The organism is Paenarthrobacter sp. NPDC089322 (genome assembly GCF_040684895.1).
Classification (GTDB): Bacteria; Actinomycetota; Actinomycetes; order Actinomycetales; family Micrococcaceae; genus Arthrobacter.
On sequence record NZ_JBFBGW010000015.1, the window covers coordinates 31993 to 54269 of the forward strand.

The 22277-nt window shown below is 63.5% G+C and carries 19 protein-coding genes; 13 read left to right on the plus strand and 6 right to left on the minus strand.

Going from position 1 to position 22277, the window contains the following annotated elements; genetic code table 11:
- Complete coding sequence (locus AB0N65_RS14660) at nucleotides 1–519, minus strand: DinB family protein (protein WP_364162866.1); 519 nt, start codon at nucleotides 517–519, stop codon at nucleotides 1–3.
- Between the two features lie 126 nt (nucleotides 520–645).
- Here AB0N65_RS14660 and AB0N65_RS14665 point away from each other — a divergent pair, with 126 nt between their 5' ends.
- Nucleotides 646–1029: a VOC family protein gene (locus AB0N65_RS14665; RefSeq protein ID WP_364162869.1), complete on the plus strand. Its 384-nt coding sequence runs from the start codon at nucleotides 646–648 to the stop codon at nucleotides 1027–1029.
- A 101-nt stretch (nucleotides 1030–1130) separates the two neighbouring features.
- Here the strand turns inward: AB0N65_RS14665 and AB0N65_RS14670 are convergent, their stop codons facing one another.
- Nucleotides 1131–3647: a DNA topoisomerase IV subunit A gene (locus AB0N65_RS14670; protein WP_364162872.1), complete on the minus strand. Its 2517-nt coding sequence runs from the start codon at nucleotides 3645–3647 to the stop codon at nucleotides 1131–1133.
- A gap of 54 nt (nucleotides 3648–3701) precedes the next feature.
- Here AB0N65_RS14670 and AB0N65_RS14675 point away from each other — a divergent pair, with 54 nt between their 5' ends.
- The 4 genes from AB0N65_RS14675 to AB0N65_RS14690 all read left to right on the plus strand — a co-directional run bounded on the left by AB0N65_RS14675 (nucleotide 3702) and on the right by AB0N65_RS14690 (nucleotide 9149).
- Nucleotides 3702–6389, plus strand: coding sequence for a GNAT family N-acetyltransferase (locus AB0N65_RS14675; RefSeq protein ID WP_364162875.1), 2688 nt, complete (start codon nucleotides 3702–3704; stop codon nucleotides 6387–6389).
- A 102-nt stretch (nucleotides 6390–6491) separates the two neighbouring features.
- Nucleotides 6492–7217: a DUF5998 family protein gene (locus AB0N65_RS14680; RefSeq protein ID WP_364162877.1), complete on the plus strand. Its 726-nt coding sequence runs from the start codon at nucleotides 6492–6494 to the stop codon at nucleotides 7215–7217.
- A gap of 2 nt (nucleotides 7218–7219) precedes the next feature.
- A complete protein-coding gene (locus AB0N65_RS14685; RefSeq protein WP_364162880.1) occupies nucleotides 7220–8443 on the plus strand; it encodes a nucleotide pyrophosphatase/phosphodiesterase family protein in 1224 nt (407 codons plus the stop codon).
- Complete coding sequence (locus AB0N65_RS14690) at nucleotides 8436–9149, plus strand: thymidine kinase (RefSeq protein WP_364162883.1); 714 nt, start codon at nucleotides 8436–8438, stop codon at nucleotides 9147–9149. Before AB0N65_RS14685 ends, AB0N65_RS14690 begins: the two co-directional genes overlap by 8 nt.
- Here the strand turns inward: AB0N65_RS14690 and sepH are convergent.
- Nucleotides 9146–10531 (minus strand): septation protein SepH, encoded by a 1386-nt coding sequence (gene sepH, locus AB0N65_RS14695; protein ID WP_364162886.1) that lies wholly within the window; start codon nucleotides 10529–10531, stop codon nucleotides 9146–9148. The genes AB0N65_RS14690 and sepH overlap by 4 nt on opposite strands.
- 291 nt (nucleotides 10532–10822) lie before the next feature.
- Here sepH and AB0N65_RS14700 point away from each other — a divergent pair, with 291 nt between their 5' ends.
- Nucleotides 10823–11122: a DUF4193 domain-containing protein gene (locus AB0N65_RS14700; protein WP_364162889.1), complete on the plus strand. Its 300-nt coding sequence runs from the start codon at nucleotides 10823–10825 to the stop codon at nucleotides 11120–11122.
- Nucleotides 11123–11127: 5 nt separating this feature from the next.
- Here AB0N65_RS14700 and AB0N65_RS14705 read toward each other — a convergent pair whose 3' ends face one another.
- Nucleotides 11128–11619 carry a DUF3093 domain-containing protein gene (locus tag AB0N65_RS14705; protein ID WP_364162892.1) on the minus strand — a complete coding sequence of 164 codons (492 nt, stop codon included), beginning with the start codon at nucleotides 11617–11619 and terminating at the stop codon, nucleotides 11128–11130.
- Nucleotides 11620–11733: 114 nt separating this feature from the next.
- Between AB0N65_RS14705 and dut the strand changes: the two genes are divergently transcribed.
- The 4 genes from dut to AB0N65_RS14725 all read left to right on the plus strand — a co-directional run bounded on the left by dut (nucleotide 11734) and on the right by AB0N65_RS14725 (nucleotide 14287).
- On the plus strand, nucleotides 11734–12258 hold the full coding sequence (dut, locus tag AB0N65_RS14710; protein ID WP_364162895.1) for a dUTP diphosphatase: 525 nt from the start codon (nucleotides 11734–11736) through the stop codon (nucleotides 12256–12258).
- 106 nt (nucleotides 12259–12364) lie between these two features.
- Nucleotides 12365–13132 (plus strand): DUF3710 domain-containing protein, encoded by a 768-nt coding sequence (locus tag AB0N65_RS14715; protein ID WP_364162898.1) that lies wholly within the window; start codon nucleotides 12365–12367, stop codon nucleotides 13130–13132.
- A gap of 52 nt (nucleotides 13133–13184) precedes the next feature.
- Nucleotides 13185–13505: a hypothetical protein gene (locus AB0N65_RS14720; protein ID WP_364162901.1), complete on the plus strand. Its 321-nt coding sequence runs from the start codon at nucleotides 13185–13187 to the stop codon at nucleotides 13503–13505.
- Nucleotides 13502–14287: a DUF3159 domain-containing protein gene (locus AB0N65_RS14725; RefSeq protein ID WP_364162904.1), complete on the plus strand. Its 786-nt coding sequence runs from the start codon at nucleotides 13502–13504 to the stop codon at nucleotides 14285–14287. The genes AB0N65_RS14720 and AB0N65_RS14725 overlap by 4 nt, the downstream gene beginning before the upstream one ends.
- On the opposite strand, the gene AB0N65_RS14730 is transcribed toward AB0N65_RS14725, so the two are convergent.
- The gene (locus AB0N65_RS14730) at nucleotides 14254–14991 is read right to left on the minus strand and encodes an NAD-binding protein (protein ID WP_364162908.1); all 738 of its coding nucleotides are present in this window, start codon (nucleotides 14989–14991) and stop codon (nucleotides 14254–14256) included. The genes AB0N65_RS14725 and AB0N65_RS14730 overlap by 34 nt on opposite strands.
- Complete coding sequence (locus AB0N65_RS14735) at nucleotides 14991–15662, minus strand: TrkA family potassium uptake protein (protein ID WP_364162911.1); 672 nt, start codon at nucleotides 15660–15662, stop codon at nucleotides 14991–14993. Before AB0N65_RS14735 ends, AB0N65_RS14730 begins: the two co-directional genes overlap by 1 nt.
- Nucleotides 15663–15775: 113 nt before the next feature.
- On the opposite strand from AB0N65_RS14735, the gene AB0N65_RS14740 reads away from it, so the two are divergent.
- The 3 genes from AB0N65_RS14740 (at nucleotide 15776) to acnA (ending at nucleotide 22114) form a co-directional block, all read left to right on the plus strand.
- The gene (locus AB0N65_RS14740; protein WP_364162914.1) at nucleotides 15776–17752 is read left to right on the plus strand and encodes an APC family permease; all 1977 of its coding nucleotides are present in this window, start codon (nucleotides 15776–15778) and stop codon (nucleotides 17750–17752) included.
- Entirely contained in the window at nucleotides 17749–19116 is a 1368-nt protein-coding gene (locus AB0N65_RS14745) for a TRAM domain-containing protein (RefSeq protein ID WP_364162917.1), read from the plus strand. The genes AB0N65_RS14740 and AB0N65_RS14745 overlap by 4 nt, the downstream gene beginning before the upstream one ends.
- Nucleotides 19117–19306: 190 nt before the next feature.
- Nucleotides 19307–22114, plus strand: a complete 2808-nt coding sequence (acnA, locus tag AB0N65_RS14750; RefSeq protein ID WP_364162920.1) for an aconitate hydratase AcnA — start codon at nucleotides 19307–19309, stop codon at nucleotides 22112–22114.
- Nucleotides 22115–22277 lie beyond the last annotated feature (163 nt).

Below are 22277 nucleotides of genomic sequence, written 5' to 3' on the forward strand. Positions count from 1 at the left end.
CTAGCCGTCGACGTCGTGCAGGTGATGGACGACGTCATGCAGGAAATACCTGGAGAACGTCAGCACCGTGAACGACGACCCGTTGCTGCGGGTACCGGAACGCTCCCACTCGGACTCCACCACCCGGGCAAACGACTCGGCGATCTGTTCGCCTTCCGCAACCAGTTCCTCGGCCACGGTCCGCGGGTCCGATTCGCCGTACTCACCGTCAATCGCTGCTTGGTCCTGGTCCCAGTTGTCGAATCGTGCGTCGTCCTCGGTCAGCATCAGGTTCAGGCGCTGATCGAACAGGCTGAACACATCGCGCACGTGGCACGCGTATTCAAGGGCCGACCACGTATGGTCGTTGGGGCGTACGCCCACGTCTTCGCGACGCAGGACGGCCCGCCACCGGGGGAGCATGTTCAGCACTGTTCCGGGAACAGTTGCAGGAGTCACCGTAGCGGGGTCGAAGCCGCATTCGGGGCAGGGCTTGGAAAGCACCCAGGTCCAGTCTTTTTCGTCAGGGATGATCGGCATGCCGCCAGTCTAAGCCGATCCTGTCCATGCACCGTCGCGGGGGCCAAATATGCTGCCGATTCCCATTGCTTCGTGTTCGCCCAAGAGTAGAGTTCGTTCCGGGGGGAGAGCCGGAAAGAGAAAATCATGCTCAAGGATCAGCAAGTGGGTGCCGTCTTGCCGGCACAGGATATAAGCCGGGCCCGCGCGTTCTACAGCGAGAAGCTCGGGCTTGAACCCGAGAACGCGGACGATAACGACAACCTTCAGTACAGATGCGGGAACGGGACGGGTTTCTTCCTCTACGAAACACCCAACGCGGGAACCGCCAAGAACACGCAGATGGGCTGGATGGTCGACGACGTCCCGGCCACCGTGGAGGAACTCCGCGGGAAGGGTGTGGTGTTCGAAGACTACGACCTCCCCGGGCTGAAGACAGAGAACGGCATCGCCACGATGCCGGACGGAAGCGCCGCCGCGTGGTTCCTGGATACTGAGGGAAACATTCTGAGCGTCAACCAGAACGGCTAGCCCGCCGATGGGCTGGTAAGTCCGGAGGCAGCAGCAGGGCCGGCGGTCATGACCGCCGGCCCTGCTGCTTTGTGGTGTTGCTACCGCGTTTACCGGCCGGACTACTCCGTGGGAACGTCAGGCCATGTCATGCTGGGCCCAATGGCTTCCACCGGCTGGGACAACGGCACGCCCGATCCGTCCCTTCTCCCATGCTCATGGGGAAGCGCCCTGGCTACGCCCGCCGCGGACGACGCCTTTGCCGGACCATGTCCCGCCCATGCGAGAAGCAGCGTATCTTCGCCCTTGAGGAAGCGGTGCACCCGGACGCCGCCCGTCGCGCGGCCCTTGGCCGGGTACTCCTCGAATGCTGTGACCTTGGCGGTGCCCGGAGCCGTGCCCGGCAGGGCGCCGTTGGTTCCGGCGATGGTGACGACGACGGCGGCAGGGTCGTCCGCGCGTACGGCACCGAAGTGGATGACTTCGTCGCCGGCGGCAAGCTTGATGCCTGCCATCCCTCCTGCAGTGCGGCCCTGCGGACGGACATTGGAGGCACTGAACCGCAGCAGTTGCGCCTGCCTGGTCACGAAGACCAGTTCGACGTCGTCCTCCTGGGCCGGTTCCACGGCCAGCACGGAGTCTTTTTCCTTGAGGGTGATGATTTCCCAGTCCCCGCGGTTCAGCGGGTAGTCGGGCTGCACGCGTTTTACGATGCCTTGGACGGTTCCGATGGCAAGGACAACGTCCAAGGGGACGAACGCCACCAGGGTTTCGCCCTTGACCAAGGTGATGAAGTCCTTCGCGGGGACGCCCCCCGCAAGGTTGGGCAGGCCACTGACAGGCGGCAGGACCGGCATGTCCATGACCTGGAGCCGGATCATGCGGCCCAACGATGTGACTGCCCCGATTTCCCCGCGGGCGGTGGTCTTTACCACCGATCGGAAGACATCGTGTTTTGCCCGGGGGCCCGATTCGGCCAGGGGTTCCTGATGGGAAGTCCGGGCGACCTGTCCGGAGACGCTGAGGAGTGCCCAGCAAGGATCGTCCGGAATTTCCAAGGGAAGCGCCGCGGCCTTGCCCTTCGGGCCCGGAGCAGCGGCAATCGATGCTGCCACCGTGGGAGAGACGGCTTCGGATTCCAGCAGCACTGTCCGGCGCGGAGTGCCGTACTTCCCGGCGATTTCGCCGAGTTCGCCGGACACCAATTCACGGAGCAACTGGTCTGAGCCGAGGATCGCTTCGAGGGCTTCGATCTCGCGGCGGAGCTCGTCCTGTTCTTTCTCAAGCTCCAGCCGAGAGTATTTGGTCAGCTGCCTCAAGCGCAGTTCCAGGATGTAGTTGGCCTGGATCTCGGTGAGGTCATAGATGGACATGAGCCGTTCACGCGCCGCAGTGGCTTCGTCCGAGGAACGGATGATCTGGATGACCTCGTCAATGTCGACGATCGCTATCAGCAGGCCCTCCACCAAGTGCAGGCGGTCCTTCTTCTTGCCAAGCCGGAAAGCCGTCCGGCGGCGGACGACGTTCAGGCGGTGGTCCACATAGACCTGGAGGAGCTGCAGCAAACCCAGTGTTTGAGGCTGACCGTCCACCAACGTGACGTTGTTAATGCCGAAAGAATCTTCCATGGGCGAGTAGCGGTACAACTGCTGGAGGACGGCGTTCGGGTTGAAGCCGTTCTTCAGCTCGATGACCAGGCGCAATCCATGGTTGCGGTCGGTGAGGTCCACGACGTCGCTGATGCCCGTCAACTTCTTCGCGTTGACAGCGTCCTTGATCTTCTCGATGACCTTTTCGGGGCCGACCATGTATGGCAACTCCGTCACCACCAGGCCGGTCCGGCGGGCGGTGAGCTGCTCTACTTCCACCTTTGCCCGGGTCTTGAAGGAACCCCGGCCAGTGGCATAGGCGTCGCGAATACCGTCCAGGCCCACGATGCGGCCGCCGGTGGGAAGATCCGGTCCGGGGACAAACTTCATGATGTCGTCCAACGTGGCATCCGGATGGGCAATGAGGTGCCGGGCGGCGGCGATGACTTCCACCAGGTTGTGCGGGGCCATGTTTGTCGCCATGCCCACGGCGATGCCCGTGGTGCCGTTGACCAGGAGGTTCGGGAACGCAGCCGGCAGGACATCCGGCTGGGTCAACTGGTTGTCGTAGTTCGGGACGAAGTCCACCACGTCTTCATCGAGGTGGTCGGTCATCGTCAGCGCGGCTGCCGCCAGGCGGGCTTCCGTGTACCGCGGAGCTGCCGGGCCGTCGTCGAGGGATCCAAAGTTGCCGTGGCCGTCAATCAGCGGCAGGCGCAGCGAAAAGTCCTGTGCCATGCGGACCATGGCGTCGTAGATGGCGGCGTCGCCGTGGGGGTGCAGCTTTCCCATGACTTCGCCAACCACGCGGGCACTCTTGACATGGCCGCGGTCCGGGCGCAGACCCATGTCCGCCATCATGTAGAGGATGCGTCGCTGTACCGGCTTCAAACCGTCACGCGCGTCGGGGAGGGCGCGCGAGTAGATCACCGAGTAGGCATACTCCAGGAAGGAGCCTTCCATCTCGGAAGTGACGTCAATGTCGACGATCGTCTCGGTGAAATCGCCGAGGGGCTCGCCTTTACGTGCGGAAGTTTGGCTGCGGGCCATGGGGTAGGTGGATCCTTAAAGATGTACTGCGGATGTTTTAGCTAGGCTAAGCCTATGGTGGATCAGCCCGACGTCGGCATTTATCCGGAATATTGGGAAGCCGATGTCGTCCTGCGTGACGGCGGGACCGCCCACATCCGCCCCATCCGGCCGCAGGACGCTGACGCCCTGCAGGCCTTCCATGCCGGCCAATCCCAGGCTTCCATCTACATGCGCTTCTTTTCCTTCAAGCCCAAACTGTCCGGCAAGGAAGTGCGGCGTTTCACGGAAGTGGACCACGTCAACCGGGTGGCGTTCGTCATCACCATCCGCGGCGAGATCATGGGAGTCGGCCGCTACGACCGCCTCGACGACCCCACCGAAGCGGAAGTCGCCTTCAACATCTCCGACGCCCACCAAGGACGCGGGATCGGCTCGATCCTCCTTGAGCACCTGGCGGTGGCCGCCCGCGAAAACGGCATCCGCCGCTTCACGGCCGAGGTCCTGCCGGAAAACCGCAAGATGCTGATGGTGTTCGCCGATGCGGGCTACGACCTCACCAGGCAGTTCGACGACGGCGTCGTCAGCGTCGAGTTCAACATCGACCCGACCGAGAAATCCCGGGCCGTCATGGAGTCCCGCGAGCACCGCGCGGAGGCGCGCAGCGTGCGGGACTTGCTGGCGCCGTCGTCGGTGGCTGTGATTGGTGCCAGCCGCAAATGGGGAACCGTTGGGTACCAACTGCTGGAGCACATCATCGAAGGCGGGTTCCAAGGCCCCGTGTACGCGGTCAACCCCGAGGCTTTCGAGTTGGCCGGCATGATTTCGTTCGCCACGTTGTCCGAGATACCAGGGCCGGTGCAACTGGCCATCGTGGCTGTTCCCTACGAGGAAGTCCCCAAGGTGGTGGACGATTGCGCCGCTGCCGGAGTCAAGGGGATCGTGGTGGCCACGGCAGGCTTTGCCGACGACGGCGAACGTGGTTTGGCACGTCAACACGAGTTGGTTCGACGCGCCCGTGCGAACGGCATGCGTGTCATCGGGCCGGAGTCCTTGGGCATCCTGAATACCCATCCGGCCGTTTCCCTGAACGCTTCCATGGCCCCCGGGATGCCTCCACGCGGCGGCTTGGGTCTGTTCAGCCAGTCCGCCGCGGTGGGCGTCGCTGTTTACGCGGCTGCCAGCCGCCGCCGGCTCGGCTTGTCATCGTTTCTTTCCGCCGGCAACCGGGCGGATGTCTCAGGTAACGACGCCATGCAGTACTGGGAGGACGACGCCGATACGTCGGCGGTGGGTCTCTACCTTGAGTCAATCGGCAACCCCCGCAAGTTCTCACGCCTCGCCCGCAGGTTGTCCCGGAGCAAGCCGGTCATCGTGGCCAAATCCGACGTCACGGGCCTGAGCCTGCCGCCCGGCCATGAAGTGCGCACAACGCAGGCGCCGGCTGCCGCTGTGGACGCCATGATGAGGCAGGCCGGTGTCATTCGCGTGGACACCATTGAGCAATTGATGGACATAGCCCAGATCGTTTCCTCGCAGTCCTTGCCCACCGGGCCCGGGGTTGCCGTCTACTCAAACTCCGTGGCCTTGGGGAAGGTCGTGGCGGACAGCGCCGGGCCCCTGGGGCTCGATGTCAACCGCCTCGTGACCGACGTCGACCTCGACGCCGGAATGTCATTGGCGCTTCCGGCGCTGAGGACCAGCCTGCAGGAGAGCCTCGCGGACGAGTCTGTCCACGCCGTCATTGCCGCGCTCCTGCCGGCACGCGGCCTCACTGTCGAGGCCTTGGCGGGTGTCCTGTCCGAATGTGCCGCTGAAGCCGGGAAACCAGTCGTAGCGGCGTTCACGGGGATCCTTGACCCGTCGGTCCATGTGGAAGGCATGGTGGGCGACCCGGGCAAGCCGCTCCTGCCGTGTTTTTCACATGCCGGAGCGGCCGTGAATGCCTTGGCGGCCATCGTACGCTACGCCCAGTGGCGTGACCGGGACCAAGGCTTGTTCGTGGAACCGGAAGGTTGCGATGTTGAGGCGACCAAGGAAAGCCTTTCGGCCATGCTTGCCGGGGTGACCGGCGAGAAATTGCGGAAGCTCGACGCCGGTGCTGCCGCCGCCCTGCTGGCCGGCTACGGTATCGCAGTGGTGCCAACGATCGGTTTTGGGACGGACGATGAAGCGGTTGAAGCGGCGGAACGCATAGGCTGGCCCGTCGTCCTGAAGACCACGGATCCCGCGCTGCGGCACCGCTTGGACCTGGGCGGTGTCCGGCTGGATATCCATGACGCCAACTCCCTGCGGCAGAACATCGCACAGATGCGCCGCGCTTTGGAGCCTTATGGCTCACCGTCTCTTGAAGTCCAGGCCATGGCTCCCGTGGGGCAAGCCTGCACCTTCCGCGCCATGGAGGACCCGCTGCTCGGTCCGGTGCTGTCCTTCGGCCTGGCCGGCGATGCCGTGAACCTCCTGGATGACTGGGCCCACCGCGTCCCGCCCTTGTCCGCGGCAGATCTCCACGACATCATCCGTTCGCCCCGCGCATCCAGGAAGCTGTTCGGTTACCAAGGCCTCCCCGCGGTGGACGTCGCGGCCCTGGAAGACATTGCTGCAAGGTTGGCCAAAATCAAGGATGACCATCCGGGAATCGCTTTGGTGGAGTTCAACCCGGTACTCGCGGGCCCGACCGGCGCGACGATCCTGGGCGCCGACGTCTGGATCGGCAACGCGGCACAACGCACTGACAGTGCCCGCCGCGCCATGCGGGGCTAGCAGTTCCGGCAGCCGGGGCCGCAGCTCCGACGGTCCCCTGACGGGCTTCCGTGCCGGGGCGCACGGTTATGAAGTCATCATCCGATCTGTGAAAATGGGGGAATGAGCACCCAGTCTCCGACGCCTCAATCCCGTCCGTCCGCTACCGGGCATCACACCGCACACCACCACAGCTCGCAGGGACAGAGCCTCGAACAGGCACTGCAGCAGGCAGGTTTCTATCCGCGGCTGGTGGCGGACGTCGTTGATGATGCCTTGGACGGCCGCGACTGCTTGTCGCACCTGGTGCACTTGGAGACGCACTTTGACCGTGCCGAAGTGCGACGCCACATCACGGTCCTGGTGCTCACGGAAGACATGCTGGTGATCACGCATGTGGATGACCAGCAGCTGGACGAGGCCGGCGAACAGATCGTTGCCCAGATCTCCACTGAGTCCGTGCCGGTGGCCCAGATCCGATCCGTGGTCCTGAGCTACATGTACTCCCAACCGCAGGATTACAAGCCTTCGGACCCTGTTCGTGAATTGACCCTGTCCATCGCGTGGTCCGGCGGACAGCGGCTGGACATGGGACCCGCGAGCTGCGGCGATCCGCAGTGCGAGGCCGACCACGGCTACACGGGAACCATCGCCCAGGAGGACATCGTCCTGCGCATCAGCGCCGAGGCGGATGGACTCCAGGCCGTGCAGGACGCCAAGGTCTTTGCCAGGGCGCTCCGGGCCGTGAATACCGGCAATGCCTCGCCGGTTCCTCACGTCGCCATGCCCGCGCCCCGGACCCGGTCAGGCGTCTTCAGCAACCGTCTGAGCCGCGGACACCAGCGTTGAGCGTGGCTGCACACGACAACGTACACGCCGAACCTGCGACAGCCCCTGTGCCCGAGCTGCCATCGGCGCCGCTGTTCGGAAGCAAATCCATTGCCGAGGTCTTCACGAGCGCAGCTGCCAGCCTGGGAGTCCCCGGCTACGCCAACCAGCTGCACCTGCCCCCGGCGCAGCGTGTCTGCGTGGTCCTGGCCGACGGGCTGGGCAGGGGTTTGCTCAAGCAGAAGGCGTCGCACACACCCTTCCTGCGTTCCGTGATGACCGGCGGCCAAGGAAACGTGCCGACGTGGATAGATTCCGCCTTCCCCAGCACAACTGCCGCCTCCTTGGCCAGCCTGGGCACCGGCCTTTCCGCCGGACAACATGGCATGGTGGGCTACGACGTCCTGGACCCCGGCCAGGACAAGGTCGTCAATCTGCTCGGCAACTGGGATGCCCAGGTTGATCCACTCGCCTGGCAGCCGCACCCCACTGTCTTTGAACGTCTCTCGGGCGAGGTCGACGTCGTCACAGTGAGCCTCCCGCAATTCGGCAATTCGCCGATGACCCGGGCCGCGCTGAGGGGAAGCCGCTTTGAAGGCGGCACTACGCTGCATGCACGTACTGCTGCCGCCGCGGAAGCGATGGCCGGCAGCGGCCCTTCCCTCATGTACTTCTACGTCAACGAACTCGACAAGGCAGGCCACCGCTACGGCTGCCAGTCGGATCGTTGGGAGCACCAGCTCGAGGAACTCGACGCCACCGCCAAGAGGCTGTCAGCCACACTGCCCGCGGGTACCACCATCCTCGTGACCGGCGACCATGGCATGCTGGACGTCCCCGAATCCCAACGCATTGACTACTCCGCGGACCCATCCCTCGTGGCGGGTGTCCGGCACACGGCAGGGGAGCCGCGGATGGTTCATCTCTACCTGGAGCCTGATGCCGGGGAAGCTTCGCGGAATGCACTCATCGGCGCCTGGCGGAAGCGCTTTGGGGAACGTATCTGGGCGTTCACCCGGGAGCAAGCGTTGGCTGCCGGTCTTTTCGGAGAGGTGCATCCGCAGGTGGCGCCGCGTATCGGGGACGTCATGATCGCTGCCCGCGACACTTTGGCCCTCTATGACACCCGCCGCGTGCGCCCAACGGCACTGGAAGTCGTGGGCCAACATGGTTCGTTGACCAAGGCGGAACGGGAAGTACCGTTGGTTTGCTTCCCGGCCGCAGGCAAGAAGGGCAGACGTGGCTGAACTGGTGTTCTTCTCGGGCACCATGGACTGCGGCAAGTCCACGTTGGCCCTTCAAATGGACCATAACCACCGGGCACGGGGTCGCGGTGGCGTACGCTTCAGTTGCAACGACCGGGCAGGTGGATCAAGGATCTCCAGCAGGCTCGGACTCCAGACCGACGCCGTGGAAGTTGGCGACGCCACGGACTTCTGGGACGAAGTCGTGGTCCGGCGGACCAGCGGTCTGAAGGTGGATTACCTGATCTGCGACGAAGCCCAGTTCTACTCAGCGGCCCAAGTGGAGCAGTTGGCGCGGCTCGTGGACGAAATGGACGTGGACGTCTTCGCTTTCGGAATAACATCCGACTTCAGGACGAGGCTCTTTCCCGGCTCGCAACGGTTGATTGAGCTTGCCGACAGGGTTCAGGTCCTGCAGGTTGAGGCCTTGTGCTGGTGCGGCCGCCGCGCAACCCAGAACGCCCGGACCGTGGACGGCATCATGGTGGTTGAGGGCGAGCAGGTCCTGGTGGGAGACGTGTCGCCCGGCAACGTGGACGGTGCCGCTGAATCCGGAAGCGTGATTGAGTACGAGACTCTGTGCCGGCGGCATTACATGCGCAGGGTCACTGCCCACGGTGCCAACCTCATGGCCGGAGCCGACCAAACCCTGCCGTTCGATGTCGATGCTTGCCTCTGGCCGGGTGCAGGAGAACTGCGGCGCCCTTAGTCGCCGCGGGCACCAAAGACGATCTCGTCCCAGCTGGGTATGCTGGATCGCTTCGCACGGGACGGTTGACGTTCCACAGGTGCCTCATGGTCCTTTGGAGCCGCTGTTTCCTTGGGCTCAGTAGCGGGTGCTTCTCCTGCAGGCGCGTCACCGGGGTTCCGTTCCGCTTTGACCCCCGTGCTGACCGGGCCGCCCAGCAGCTCATCCAAGCCGGCGCGCTGTGCGGGTTCACGGCCGGAGTCTGTTTTTTCCTCCGCATCTGCCGTGGAGGGAGTGCCTGCAGCAGCGCCTTTCCTGCCGGCCAAAGACGTAACGGGCCGCAGAGGGCTGGCCACGACGGTGATTTCGCGGGTCTCGGTGCTGACCCCGTCATGCAGCTTCAGGGCGTCGTCGCCCTCGTCCGGTTCGACGTGCCTGGGCGCCAAGCTGAGCCGGGACAGCATGGAAGGGCGTCCATCTTTCCGCGCCGGTTCGGAGGCCGCGGGCTGCTCGGGCTCTTCGACGGTGTCGTCGCCTGCAAGGTGCTCGTCTTCTTCGCCCGGCCGGGGGTGGGCAGCGGGCACATTGCTGAGCAGCACGGCCAGGGCATCATCACCGTCCTCGTCCACCCCCAGGCGTTGTCCACGGCGGGAACGGAGCATCTCCAGGAGGTTGTCGGATTCCTTCGCTGAAGCGCGTGCTGCCGTTTCGGCGTCGGTTTCGAAGTCGAAAGGGCGGTCCGAGACCGCAGTGAGGCGCCGTGCGGGTACGGGACCGTCAAGCGGCTCAAGCTCACTGAGCTGCTGCGCCCAGCGGTTGGCGTTTTGCAGGGACTTTCGCTGCGGACTGAACGTCCACATGGCGGGAGGTTCCTCGCCGATACTCGCGTGGGCATTCGGTACGACGTCGAAACGGGCGACGACGGTCCAGGAACCGTCCGTACGGCGCCACGAGTCCCATTCAACAGTTGAAGAATCGATGCCGTGCGCTGAAAGCCTGTGTGCCACCATCTCGCCGAGGGTGGCCGGGTTGTCCCCAAAGACGGAGCGGTAGATGTCATGCCCCGGTGCAGGCGAGGCTACTTCAATGGCGCGGGCCTGTTGTGCGACGTATTCACGTTCAGCAAGGACGGGGCCCTCGTAACGTTGAACGTTGGCCAGCGGGAGGCCGGACAGTTCGGCGACCTCGGCCGCCGTGGCTCCGCTGCGGATCCTGGCCTGGATGTCCCTTGGGGACATGGCAACAGGGGTTATCGACGCGCGTGCAGCTACCTGGGCAGGGGTCCGGCTTGCGGCTGCACGCAGGGCTTCGTCGATCGGAAGCTGGAACATCGCACCGCCGGGTCCGCTGAGCAGCAGATGCCCGCCGTCGTCGTGGACGCCAACCAGCCGTAGATCCTGCATAACACCCTCCACCACATGGCATAACTGACATTCGAAACTCTGCCACCCGAGTTGCCCTTTTCCTACTAGGACAAAGGGCGTGCCGTGATATTCCAATGAAAATGGGGCATCGAAGCTGGCTTGGGGGCGCTGGCCCGGCCTCTGGACAATCATCCGGCAGGGGAGGACAATCTGGCCGATACCGGGCACAAAACGGGCGAGTCCGGCGTTTACACCGATACACCGGCGGCGGGCACCACACACCCGGGCCCGGAATCCCACCGCAGCAACTACAGAGGACAAAGAAGGACCATGGCCACGGATTACGATGCCCCTCGAAAGACCGAGGAAGACGTCAGCGAGGATTCCATTGAGGAACTCAAGACGCGCCAGTCGGGGAAGCAATCCTCGGCGGTGGACGTTGACGAGACCGACCTCGCGGACGGATTCGAGCTACCCGGAGCGGACCTCTCCGGGGAAGAACTCCTGATTCAGGTGATGCCTCCGCAGGCTGACGAATTCACCTGCTACAACTGCTTCCTGGTGAAGCACCGCTCGCAGATAGCTACTGAAAGGGACGGGCACCTCTACTGCACCGAATGTGAAGGCTAGGAGCATTACTTGCCGGTCAACGCGGCCACGAGCTCTTCCGGCCTGCGTGACGATGCCAGCCAGTAGGGCGTTCGGTCCGCGGGATCGGTGATCTCGATCCTGACTACGGGATCAATCCACCCACGGAAGCACATGTAGGCGAGCCCGTTGAGGCGGGGACCACGCTCGGCGGTGGCCTCCGCCTTCCTGAAGGCTTCCACGGAGCCCACGAACCGGCGGTCGATGGTTGCCCGGCCTACCCTCAACGTATCCCTGGTGACGGTGATGGTGGGTGTTGAAAGAACCAACAGAGTAGTCATGATGGCCAGGAGCACCAGGGCCGCGATGATGCCTGCCGCAGTACTGATCGGGGAGAACATCAGGATGCCCGCGCCTGAGAGTCCTACGACGACAACCCAGATCCAGACAGTCGGCCATAGTTTTTCGGTGAACAGGACCTCGGAGTCGGAGGAATTGTTCCGGGCAGGCACGGGGGCAGACTGGTCTGGCGTAGGCATGCCTCCAGCTTATCCGGCCGCCAAGAGGGAGCGTGTCTCCTGTCCGGCGGTGCCCGCGGCGGTTACGGTCGGGGCACTGCAATGCCACCAGCCACCCACGTAGAATGTTCCACTGTGAGCAACGAGACCGCAGTAATCAGTTCAGACACACCAGCCGGCGGAAGCACCGCACCATACGGCGCCCCGACCTTGGACGTTCAGTTGAAAATGCTCGACGACGGGCTGGAAGTACCGTCGTACGCGCACCCGGGCGATGCCGGAGCGGATCTTCGCGCCCGCGAAGATGTTCACTTGGCGCCCGGCGAACGAAAGCTGGTTCCCACGGGAGTGTCGATTGCCCTGCCGGACGGTTTTGTGGCGCTGATCCACCCGAGGTCCGGCCTGGCTACCAAGCATGGACTGACGATCGTCAATGCCCCCGGGACTGTTGATGCGGGGTACCGCGGCGAAATCGCTGTCACGTTGTTGAACACCGATCAAAACCACGGCATCGACCTCAAGCGCGGCGATAGAATTGCCCAGATGGTGATACAGCGCGTGGAATATGCGCGCTTCGTACCCGTCGACGAATTGTCGGATTCCGTACGGGGAACGGGCGGTTTCGGGTCCACCGGAGGTTTCAACGCTCCGGTGGTCTGACCAGCAACGGAACGCCAGTGGACATGGGCACGGATTGCAGGCATTGCCCTGGTTCTGCGTGGTTGCGGTTTACTTGGGGATAGACCACTAAAAAGGAGACAACCCAATGCTTTTTGGGCGCGGTAAAAAGTCCAAGGCCGAGCGGACGGAGCCCGCTGCCGCCGTCGAGGAAAACGAGTCCGTCGAGGCGTCAGGCCAAAGCGGCGAGTCCGTCGTTAAGGGCGATTTTCGTCTTGGGAAGGGTCCCTGGGACGTTGAGGAGATCGAAGACCGCGACGGCTATGTAGACCTCGGCGCGCTGCTGATAGCACCCGCGGAGGGACTGCAACTACGCCTTGAGGTGGAAGAAGCCACCCAGCGTGTGGTGGCTGTGACCATGGATTTGGCAGGCTCCAGCCTTCAGTTGCAGGCGTTCGCTGCACCGCGTTCCGAAGGCCTGTGGGATGAGATCCGGGAACAAATCAGCCAGTCCGTTGCCAGCCAAGGCGGCGAAACCGAAGAAATCACCGGAACCTTCGGCACTGAACTCGTCGCCAAGCTTCCGGCGGAAGCTGCCGATGGCAGCCGCGGCTTCCGTGCGGCCCGTTTCATGGGTGTCGATGGGCCGCGTTGGTTCCTCCGGGGCGTCCTGGGCGGCCAGGCTGCCCTGGACCGTGATGCCGCTGCAGGTTTGGAGGAACTGTTCCGTCGGGTCGTTGTTGTTCGTGGTGACAACCCCATGCCTCCCCGGGAACTCCTGCAGTTGCGGCTGCCCAAGGATGCGGCTGTTCCCGCCCAGGGAGGCGCTCCACAACCTGCTTCCCAATCCGGACCACAGGACGGTCCTGCCCTGAAGCAGCCTGAGCGAGGGCCGGAGATCACGCAGATTGGCTGATTCGTCAGGATGGTCGCAAGCTGCCGGGCCGCAGCCGCCTCCGCGGCATGGCGTGAGCAGCCTTCCTGCCAGGGGGAGGGCAGCGTGTACAGGATTCATTGAGTCCGTCACGCACCAGCCCCCCAGCGACCAGCCCTTCTTCTCGGCCGTTGTGGTGGACGCCTTGCAGCACAGGGCCGTGCCTGCTGGCGCCCCGGGCGCAGGAAAGGAACCCTTTGCGCGCTTGCGTGTGATCTGGCTGGGCAGGAGCCGGGTCCCCGGAATAGAAGCCGGAGTCGAGCTTCGGCTCGACGGCATGGTCACGCAACTCGATGGCCAGCCCGCCATGTTCAACCCCCGCTACGAAATACTTTCCCGTCAGGAGCACCTATGACCGTGGCCAATGGACCAGGACCCAAGGACGCGGGGCAGCCATCCCCGGGAGGTGACGACACCGGTGCTGCGGTTCCGGGCAAATCGTCGGCACCGGAAGGACCCAGCGTCGCCGATTTTGCGGCGGGCTACGCTGAAAAGGCGGGGCTTCACCGGAACAGCGCAGGCCATGTGGACATGCTGAAATCTGCCGGTGGCGTACAAGGCATAGCTGAAAGCATCCTGCCGGGGTTGGTTTTCCTGGTCGCGTTCACCATTACCCGTGATCTCACCATATCCCTCGTGGGAGCCCTCGCGGCCGCCGCGGTATTCACCGTGGTCAGACTCATCCAGCGGCGTCCCTTGACCCAGGCACTTGCCGGTGTGGTCGGCGTCGGCATCTCCGCATGGCTGGCGAACACCACGGGGAAAGCCGAGGACTTCTATGTGCTCGGTTTCTTCACCAACCTCGCCTACATAGCCGGCATGGTGCTTTCCATCGTCCTGAAATGGCCGGTTGCAGGTTTGCTGTTTGGCTTTGTCCGCAACGAGGGCCTGGAATGGCGGAAGGACCCGGAGCGGGTACGGGCCTACAAGCTGGGGACATGGATCGTGGTGGCCGTACTGGCCTTGCGGCTGGTGGTGCAGGTGCCCCTGTACTTCATGGGTGAGGCAGGCCTCTCTGCATTGGCCACCACCCGGCTCCTCATGGGTGCGCCCCTCTACATCCTGGGACTGTGGGTTGCGTGGCTGGTCACCAAGCCAGCACCTCAGCCGTCGAAGCCGTCATCGTCTGCTGCCTGATCCACCACTTCCGCAGCACCGTCACGGGGCCCCTGGCCTGCCATGGAAGCCGGCGACAACAGGGCCCGCAGCCCGTCCTCGGCCGCAATGGTTGTCACGAAGAACAACTCGTCGCCGCCGTCCAGGACGTCGTCACGGCTGGGAGTGATGGGCGCCTGGTCCCGCAGGATAGCCACCAGCGTGGCATCCTCCGGCCATTCGATATCGCCGACGGTGCTGCCGATGACGTGGGAATCATGGGGAACCGTGAATTCCACAATGGAAGCCACGCCGGTCTGCAGTGTCAGGAGACGCACGATGTCTCCGATTTCCACTGCTTCTTCAACCAGCGCAGTCATCAGCTGCGGGGTGTTGACTGCGACGTCCACGCCCCAGGAGTCGTTGAACATCCAGTCGTTCTTCGGGTTGTTGACACGTCCAACCGTACGGCCCACTCCGAACTCTGTCTTGGCGAGCAGCGAGACCACCAAATTGACCTTGTCGTCACCGGTGGCGGAAACCACGACGTCGGCATCCTCGAGTTTGGCGTCCTGCAAGGTGCTGAGCTCGCAAGCATCGCCAACAAGCCAACGGGCGCCCCGGAGGCCACTGCGCCCAATGACCTCCGGCTTGAGGTCGATGAGCAGGATCTGGTGGTTGTGGGCAAGGAGTTCACGCGCAATGGAAGAGCCCACGCTGCCGGCGCCGACGATGACAACTTTCACTAAATCTCCTTGGCAGGTGCTTTGGCGAGGATCCGGCCGATCTCCGAGGTCCTGTCCACGCTCAACATCGCATGGACTGTGTCGCCTTCCTGGTACGCCGTTCCCGGTTGGGGCAACAAGCCCTCGCCGAAGCGCGTCAAAAAGGCGATGCGGATCCCGGCAGCGGCCTCGATCGCGCTGATTCTGTGGCCGATCCACCCCTCGTTGAGGTCGACTTCGGCCAGCACCAAGCGTCCCGATGGTTCGCGATAGTCACCGGCCAAATGTTGTTCGGGAAGAATGCGGCGGAGGACCTGGTCCGCACTCCAACGCACTGCGGCAACGGTGGGGATGCCCAGGCGTTGGTAGATCTCAGCGCGGCCGGGATCGTAGATCCGCGCCACGACGTGGGCAACATGGAAGGTTTCCCGGGCCACCCTCGTGGCGAGGATATTGGAATTGTCACCGCTGGATACAGCGGCGAAGGCATACGCCTCTTCCACGCCTGCCTGCTTGAGTGTGTCGCGGTCGAATCCGACGCCGGTGACTTTGCGTCCGGTGAAAGTGTTGCGCAGCCGGCGGAAAGCACGCTCGTCCTGATCGATGATGGCCACGGAATGGCCGGCATCCTCCAAAGTGTGTGCCAGGGTTGCGCCAACACGGCCGCAACCCATGATCACGAAGTGAGCCACCGTGTCTCCTTATACGTATTGTGCGTGCCGCTGGTACGACTTTACCTGTGCCGCGCGCCCAAGCACTGGACCGTCGTCATGACATCGCCGGGGATTCAGAGTAGCTTTGCGGAGTGCTGACAATACTTAATGCCGTAAAGCGGGTGTTGGTGGGACGGCCGGTGCGGAACGACCGCCTGTCCCATACGCTCTTGCCCAAACGCATTGCTTTGCCGATCTTCGCCTCGGATGCGTTGTCTTCCGTGGCTTATGCGCCGGACGAAATCCTGCTCACCTTGGCGCTGGCCGGTGTCAGTGCCGTCGCCTTCTCGCCGCTGGTCGGGTTGGCGGTCATGGTGGTATTGCTCACAGTGGTGGCCTCCTACCGGCAGAACGTCCACGCCTACCCTTCCGGCGGCGGGGACTATGAGATCGCCAACGTCAACCTGGGCAAATACGCCGGGCTCACAGTTGCCTCCGCGCTCCTTGTGGACTACGTACTGACTGTCGCCGTATCGATGTCGTCCGCGGCAACGTACCTGACCACGGCCGTACCTTCCCTGCATGGACAACAGGCCCTCATCGCCACCATCGGCGTGATCATCCTTGCGCTCGTCAATCTCCGCGGTGTCAAAGAGGCAGGGACGCTCTTTGCCATCCCCACCTATATTTTCATGGCGTCCATCCTTGGGATGACCGCGGTGGGCATTTTCCAAGCCGCCACAGGGCAACTGGGAGAGGCGCCCTCTGCCAACTTCACCATCGTTCCGGAGCCCGGTTTTGATGAAGGCTTGGTGGGCCTCGCCGGTGCCTTCCTGTTGCTCAGGGCCTTCTCGTCCGGCGCCGCGGCGCTGACGGGCGTGGAAGCCATCAGCAATGGAGTTCCGAACTTCAAAAAGCCCAAAAGCAAAAACGCGGCTACAACCTTGTTGCTGCTGGGCGTCATCGCCACGGCCATGCTTGCCGGCATCCTCTACCTGGCCAACGCCACCAAGGTGCACATCGTCCTGGACCCCGCAACGGAGTTCCTGGTTGACGGAAAGCCGCTGCCGGAGGACTACATCCAGAATCCGGCCATCAGCCAGATCGCCGATACGATCTTCGGCGCAGGAAGCATACCGTTCTACATCGTCGTCGCAGCTACCGGCACTATCCTGGTGTTTGCTTCCAACACCGCTTTCAACGGCTTTCCGGTGCTGGGTTCGATCCTCGCGCAGGACGGGTACCTGCCGCGCCAGCTCCGCACACGTGGCGACAGGCTTGCCTTCAGTAACGGTGTCCTTGCCTTGGCTGCCGGGGCCCTGGTCCTGATCCTGTCCTTCAACGCCGATGTCACCAAGCTCATCCAGCTCTATATCGTGGGTGTTTTCATTTCCTTCACCGCCAGCCAACTCGGCATGGTGCGGCACTGGGGCCGGGAACTGAAACTGGCCCGGGAAAAGAATGCACGCCGCCGCATCATCAAGTCGCGCACCATCAATATGGTGGGCTTCGGCATGACGGCACTCGTCCTCGCCATCGTCCTGATCACCAAGTTCGAGCAAGGTGCCTGGATCGCCCTGTTGGCGATGTTTGTGCTCTTCCTCATCATGTGGAGCATCCGGGCTCACTATGACAACGTGGCCAAGGAATTGGCCGTCGATGAAGACTCCTCACCACGCGCACTGCCCACCAGGGTGCACGCGGTCCTCCTCGTTTCGCATGTGCGCAAACCGGTGCTCCGTGCCTTGGCCTACGCACGGGCGTCGCGGCCATCACGGCTGGATGCGATTACCGTGGATATCAACTCCGAAGAAACAGAACACACTGTCCGGGACTGGGAGAAGCTGGAAATTCCGGTACCCCTGACCGTCCTGGCCAGTCCCTACCGTGAGACCGTCACTCCGATCATGGAGTACATCAAGAACATGCGACGCGACTCCCCGCGAGACCTGATCGTGGTGTACATCCCTGAATATGTGGTGGGCAAGTGGTGGGAGCAACTGGTCCATAACCAGACAGCACTCAGAATAAAGACGAGGCTCCACTTTGAACCCGGGGTCATGGTTGCCAGCGTTCCCTGGCAGCTGAAGTCGTCCGAAGAAGCAAAGGCACTGCAGGATACACAATGACTTCCCACAGCACCTCCCCCCACGCGGATCAGAGCACTCGCCATGACGCGACGGGCACCGAGCTGATCGTCGATGTCGGCCCGATCGCCCACGGGGGCCATTTCGTTGCCCGCCACGAAGGCCGCGTCATTTTCGTCAGGCATGGAATTCCGGGGGAGAAGGTCCGGATCCGGTTGACCGACTCCGGTGAGTCGTCGCGCTTCTGGCGTGCCGACGTCGTCGAGGTCCTCGATGCCTCAACCGACCGCGTGCCGCACTTCTGGAAGCTCGCGGATTCGCCAGGGTCCTGGCGGAGGGGCGGTCCGCCGGTGGGCGGTGCCGAACTGGGCCATATTGCACTGCCGAGGCAGCGGGCGCTGAAGGCTGAAGTGCTGTCCGAGCAGCTCAAGCGCCTTGCAGGATTGGACCTCGCCACCGAGGTGGAGGCAGTCGGCAACAACGACGACGGCGGGCTCGGCTGGCGGACCCGCGCCAGCTTTGCGGTAACTCCCAAGGGACGTTTGGGCATGCATGCCCACCGCTCCGACACGGTGGTTCCGGTCAAAGACATGCCGCTGGCGCTCCCGGGGATCAACGAGCTCAGGCTATGGGAGCTCGATCTCACCGGGATCGCCCGCGTGGAAGTCGCCGTTCCTGCGAACGGTACCCGACCCCTCGTGCTGTTGGCCCCGGAAGAAACAACCAGTCCGAAACGGCTGCACAGCATCCTGTCGCAATTGCCGCAGGATGTATCCGTGGCCAGCTTCGACCCCGCGAAGGGGCAGGTCCTGCAATTGCGGGGGAGGACCTGGGTCCAGGAAACGGCGGCCGGGCATGAGTACCGCGTCACAGGTGAGGGATTCTGGCAGATTCATAAGGATGCGCCGGATACGTTGGTCAACGCGGTGACGGGTTACCTCTCAGGTGGCGGCTACTTGCAAGCAGGCGCGGCAGTTGCCGATCTCTATGCAGGGGCGGGGTTGTTTACTGCGGCCTTGGCCGACGCCGTTGGCGTCACGGGTTCCGTGCTTTCCGTCGAAGGAGCACCGGGCACCAGCCGCGACGCCCGGAAGAACCTGCATGGTGAGACCCAGGTGGAGATCGTGCAGGGACGGGTTGAGCGGGTTCTGCACCAGCGGCCGAGGAGCTTTGATTCCCTGGTTTTGGATCCACCTCGTGCCGGCGCGGGCAAAGCCGTGGTGAAGCAATTGATGGCTTCTGGTCCCCGGGCAATTGCCTATGTGTCGTGCGATCCCGCTTCTTTTGCGCGTGATCTGGGTTACTTCCATCAGGGCGGGTGGAAGTTGGAAGCGGTGCGTGCTTTTGACCTGTACCCCCACACCCACCACCTCGAGACCGTTGCCCTCCTGCTTCCGGCAAACTAGGGGCTGCAGCAAATGAGATGTATGCCACTACGATGGGCGTAGTAGTCCCGCTCCGTTTGTGCCACGGCTGGTTGAGTGTCGCGGACCGGGATGACCAACAGAGAGTGCCGCCCGGCTAAGTAAGGTGCGCCTAACTGGCTAGCGGCCAACCACGCGACAAAGATGAAACTGTTGCGAGAGGAGTCCTGCCATGAGCACTGTGGACAGCTTCGGTTCCAAAGGCGTACTGAATGTAGCCGGCACCGATTATGAAATTTTCCGGTTGAACTCCGTAGAGGGCGCAGACAGCCTTCCGTTCAGCCTCAAGGTATTGCTTGAAAACCTCCTGCGGACTGAGGATGGCGCCAATATTACGGCTGACCACGTCCGCGCCCTGGCCGGTTGGGACCCCAATGCGGAGCCCGACACGGAAATCCAGTTCACCCCGGCCCGCGTCATCATGCAGGACTTCACCGGCGTGCCCTGCGTTGTCGACCTCGCCACGATGCGCGAGGCCGTGAAGGAACTCGGCGGTGACCCCAAGCGCGTCAACCCGCTGGCTCCCGCCGAAATGGTCATCGACCACTCCGTCCAGATCGATGCCTTCGGCAACGCCGGCGCGCTGGAGCGCAACATGGAGATCGAATACCAGCGCAATGGTGAGCGCTACCAGTTCCTGCGGTGGGGCCAGACCGCATTCGATGACTTCAAGGTCGTTCCCCCGGGCACGGGCATCGTGCACCAGGTCAACATCGAATACCTGGCGCGCACTGTCATGACCCGTGAGGTGGACGGTGTGCTCCGCGCATACCCGGACACCTGCGTTGGCACCGACTCGCACACCACCATGGTCAACGGCCTGGGTGTCCTGGGCTGGGGCGTTGGCGGCATCGAAGCCGAAGCGGCCATGCTCGGCCAGCCCGTTTCCATGCTGATTCCCCGCGTCGTCGGCTTCAAGCTCAACGGCAGCATTCCCGCCGGTGCCACTGCAACGGACGTCGTCCTGACCATCACCGAGATGCTTCGCAAGCACGGTGTGGTTGGCAAGTTCGTCGAATTCTACGGTGAAGGCGTTGCCGCCGTGCCGCTGGCAAACCGCGCCACCATCGGCAACATGAGCCCGGAGTTCGGTTCCACGGCCGCCATGTTCCCGATCGACGACGTCACCTTGGACTACCTCCGCCTGACAGGCCGTTCGGAAGAGAACGTTGCCCTCGTTGAGGCTTACACCAAGGAACAGGGCCTCTGGCACGATCCTTCCCGTGAACTGCGCTTCTCCGAGTTCCTCGAGCTTGACCTGTCCACCGTGGTTCCCTCCATCTCCGGTCCGAAGCGTCCGCAGGACCGCATCGAGCTTTCGGACGCCAAGGAGCAGTTCCGCAAGGACATCCACAACTACGTCGCCATTGAAGACGGCAGCGTGGACGAGGCCCTGGACGAATCGTTCCCGGCTTCGGATGCGCCGTCGTTCACGCACGCCGATTCGCACACGACCGAGACGGAACGAGTGCACTCCGCAGCGGACGGCGCCCACGGACGCCCGTCGTCGCCCGTACGCGTCAAGACCGCAGACGGCCGCGAATTCGAACTCGACCACGGTGCAGTGTCGATCGCCTCGATCACGTCCTGCACCAACACGTCCAACCCGTCCGTCATGCTCGCTGCCGCGCTTCTTGCACGCAACGCAGTGAACAAGGGCCTCACCGCGAAGCCTTGGGTCAAGACCTCCGTCGCACCCGGTTCCAAGGTAGTCACCGACTACTACGAAAAGTCCGGCCTGACTCCGTACCTGGAGAAGCTCGGCTTCTACATTGTCGGCTACGGTTGCGCTACGTGTATCGGTAACTCCGGCCCGCTGGAGCCGGAAATCTCCGAGGCCATCCAGGCCAACGACCTCTCGGTGACCGCAGTGCTCTCGGGCAACCGCAACTTCGAAGGCCGCATCAACCCGGACGTCAAGATGAACTACCTGGCTTCCCCGCCGCTGGTCATCGCCTACGCCCTTGCCGGTTCCATGGACTTCGACTTTGACACCGACGCCCTGGGCACCGACTCCGACGGCAACGAAGTCTTCCTGAAGGACATCTGGCCGAACCCCACCGAGGTGCAGGAAGTCATCGACTCCTCCATCGACGAAGGGATGTTTGCCAAGGGCTACGAAGGGGTCTTCGACGGCGACGAGCGCTGGAAGGCCCTCGACACTCCCGCAGGTGACACCTTCGCGTGGGCCGAGGACTCCACGTACGTGCGGAAGCCCCCATACTTCGAGGGCATGAAGGCGCAGCCGGATCCCGTCAAGGACATCCAGGGCGCACGCGTCCTGCTGAAGCTGGGCGACTCCGTGACGACGGACCACATTTCCCCTGCAGGTTCCTTCAAGTCGGACACCCCCGCCGGCCAGTACCTCCTGGCCAACGGCGTGGAGCGCAAGGACTTCAACTCCTACGGTTCGCGCCGTGGCAACCACGAAGTCATGATCCGCGGTACGTTCGCCAACATCCGCATCAAGAACCAGCTCCTGGACGGTGTTGAAGGTGGCTTCACCCGCGACTTCAGCCAGGAAGGTGCTCCCCAGGCGTACGTCTACGACGCCGCACAGAACTACCAGGCGGCAGGAACGCCGCTGGTGGTTCTGGCAGGCAAGGAATACGGCTCCGGCTCATCCCGCGACTGGGCTGCCAAGGGCACCGCGCTCCTGGGCGTCAAGGCCGTCATCGCCGAAAGCTACGAGCGTATCCACCGCTCCAACCTGATCGGCATGGGTGTCCTTCCCCTGCAGTTCCCCGCCGGTGAATCGGCTGCAACGCTCGGCCTGACGGGTACGGAGACGTTTGCCGTGGAGGGTGTCACCGAGCTCAACAACGGCATCACGCCGAAGACGCTCAAGGTGACGGCAACGGCTGAAGACGGTTCGGCCAAGTCGTTCGACGCCGTCCTGCGCATCGATACGCCGGGTGAAGCAGACTACTACCGCAACGGCGGCATCCTGCAGTACGTGCTTCGCCAGATCTCCGCATAAGGCAACAGCGCGTTCGGAAGAAGTTCACGGCTGATTCCACGGCAGCAGCCCCGGCTGGTCATCCGACCGGCCGGGGCTGCTGGCGTTTGGCGGGCGTGGTTGCCCGCCGTCGGCCGCCCCGGAAACGATGGCTCGGCCAACGCGCTAAAGTTAACAAGCACGT